The following is a 2,689-nucleotide window of genomic DNA, read 5'->3' on the forward strand; positions in this document are numbered from 1 at the left end:
AGCCTGGGGGTGCGCACCGTGTTTAACCTCCTGGGACCGTTGGTGAATCCCCTCAAACCCGCCTATCAGGTGCTGGGGGTTGCGGATGCCGGCCTGTTGAACCCCATGGCCGCGGCCCTGGCCCAACTGGGGGTACGGCGCGCCGTTGTGGTCCACGGCCATGGGGGGCTGGACGAGGCGGACCTGAGCGGCCCCAGCGCCCTGGTTCATGTGGCGAGAACGGAGTCAGGGTCGCACGACATTGTGGAGGAGACTGTGGATCCCCTCCGGCTGGGGTTGGAGCCTGCGCCCCTCACCGCCCTGGCAGGGGGGGATCTTGCCCATAGCGCCCACCTGCTGCGTCATGTGCTGCAGGGGCGGGGCAGCCTGGCCCAGCAGCAGGTGGTGGCCCTCAACACCGGCCTGGCCCTGCTGGCGGCGGAGCGCTGCGCCAGCCTGGAGGACGGCGTGACCCAGGCCCTTGGCGTGCTGGCCAGTGGCGCGCCCTGGCAGACTTTGCAAGCACTGGTCCAGGCGTTGGCTACCCCATGAACCATCAACGGGACGCCCTGCTGGTGCTGGCGGATGGCTGGGTGATGGAGGGCTGGGGCTTCGGAGCACGGACCACCGCCATTGGCGAGGTGGTGTTCAACACCGGTATGACCGGCTATCAGGAGGTGATCACCGACCCCAGCTACAAGGGACAGCTCATCACCTTCACCTATCCCGAACTGGGCAATACGGGCATCAACGATCAGGATCATGAGTCGGAGCGGCCCGCCGCCCGGGGGGTGATCTGCCGTGAAGTGGCCCCCGTGGCCAGCAACTGGCGCCAGCGCCATACCCTGGCGGATTGGCTGCGGCGCCACGGCATGGTGGGAATTCGCGGCCTGGACACCCGGGCGCTGGTGCGCCGCCTACGGGAGCAGGGTCCCATGAACGGGGCCGTAAGCTGGGATGGCGCCTCCGCAGCGGCGCTGCTGCAAGCCGTGCGCACGGCCCCCGCCATGGAAGGGCTGGATCTGGCCACCACCGTCAGCACCCCTGTGGCCTACCAGTGGCAGCGGGCCGCCGATGGGGTGCTGGACCCCCGTCTTCAGCCCGCCCATGGGGCCGGCTACCGGGTGGTGGCCATTGACTTTGGCATCAAGCGGGGCATTCTGCAGCGCCTCAACAGCCATGGCTGCGACGTGACCGTACTGCCCGCCACCGCGGACTATGACCAGGTGATGGCCCATGGGCCGGAAGGGATTTTCCTGTCCAACGGCCCTGGCGACCCGGCCGCGGTGCATGGCGGCATTGCCCTCGCCCGCCGTCTGTTGCAGCAGGAGCGGCCTGTTTTCGGGATTTGCCTGGGCTGCCAGATCATTGCTCTGGCCCTTGGCGCCAAAACCTTCAAGCTCGCCTATGGTCACCGGGGTCTCAATCATCCCTGTGGGGCGGCGGGACGGGTGGAGATCACCAGCCAGAACCACGGCTTTGCCGTAGACCCCGACACCTTGCCCGACGGGGTGCAAGTCCACAGGCTCAACCTGAATGACTGTACAGTAGCTGGCCTGGAATTGGAGGGGCGGCCCATCTTCGGGATTCAGTATCACCCTGAGGCCAGCCCCGGTCCCCATGACGCGGACCACCACTTCGCCCGCTTCACCCGGTTCATGGAGAGGCGTCGCCAACAATCCCGGAGTGACCATTCTTCTCCCAAGTGCTGATTCATGACGCCACCTGCCCCATTTCGTGGTTCCCAAGGACATCCCAAGGGACGTAAGGGTTTTCCCCGTCAAGGGCCTGGCGACCGGCGCCCCCGGCGGGAGTCGGACCAGCGTCTGAACGGGCGCCGTCAGTGGCGCCCGGAGAAATCTCCGGAGAAACGGCCCGAGAAGGAAAGTTGGTCGCGGGAACGGCCACGGCGGCGGGGTGGTGATGACGGCATGGTTGGCCATCGCGGTGGTCGTCCCCGTTGGGAGCGCCGTCCCCGCTGGGATCAGAAGCCGGGTGGCCCGCGGCGCCCCAGCCGTGGGGGATGGGGGGAGCAGGAGCGGGAGCGCCATGGTTCCGCCCCCGGTGGCGAGTCCTTCCCCTTGACGGAGACAGCCCCACCCCCTGGGGACCTGGTGTGGGGGCGCCATGCCGCCGAGGCTGTCCTCCACAGTGAGCGCCCTGTTCACCGGGTCTGGTGTACGGGGGAGTTGCGCTTCAGCACCCGCTTCATGGAGGTGCTGCGGGAGGCCAAGGCGGCGGGAGTGGTGGTGGAGGATGTGAGTTGGGCCCGCCTGGCGCAGCTTTGTGGCGGCGCGGTTCACCAGGGCATCGTGCTGCAAACCGCCGCCGCCAGTAGCGTGACTCTCAAAGACCTGCTGGGGCGCTGTGAGCAGAGCCGGGAAGCCCCCCTGCTGGTGGCGGTGGACGGCATCACCGATCCCCACAATCTGGGGGCCATTGCCCGCAGTGCGGAAGCCTTTGGCGGCCATGGTCTGGTGGCGCCCCAGCGGCGCAACGCCGGCCTCACCGGCAGTGTTGCCAAGGTGGCTGCCGGCGCCTTGGAGCATCTGCCCGTGGCCCGGGTGGTGAACCTCAACCGCTCCCTGGAGCAATTGCGGGACGCGGGCTACACCATTGTGGGCCTGGCCGGAGAAGGGGGGCAGTGCGTCGTCGAGATCCCGGCGGGAGAACCCCTTGTGGTGGTGGTGGGATCCGAGGACACCGGACT

At 68.1% G+C, this 2,689-nt stretch carries 2 protein-coding genes and 1 pseudogene; all 3 read left to right on the forward strand.

What is annotated here, in order from left to right; all coding sequences use genetic code 11:
- A pseudogene (locus BG35_RS0108805) lies at positions 1-531 on the forward strand (anthranilate phosphoribosyltransferase); the annotation flags it as partial.
- The gene (carA, locus tag BG35_RS0108810) at positions 528-1,691 is read left to right on the forward strand and encodes a glutamine-hydrolyzing carbamoyl-phosphate synthase small subunit (RefSeq protein WP_025782530.1); all 1,164 of its coding nucleotides are present in this window, start codon (positions 528-530) and stop codon (positions 1,689-1,691) included. The pseudogene BG35_RS0108805 and the gene carA, both read left to right, overlap by 4 nt.
- Positions 1,692-1,694: 3 nt before the next feature.
- On the forward strand, positions 1,695-2,689 hold a 995-nt coding region (locus BG35_RS12245; RefSeq protein ID WP_025782531.1), incomplete at its 3' end, for a TrmH family RNA methyltransferase.

The organism is Candidatus Synechococcus spongiarum SH4 (assembly GCF_000586015.1).
Taxonomy (GTDB): Bacteria; Cyanobacteriota; Cyanobacteriia; order PCC-6307; family Cyanobiaceae; genus Synechococcus_B; species Synechococcus_B spongiarum_F.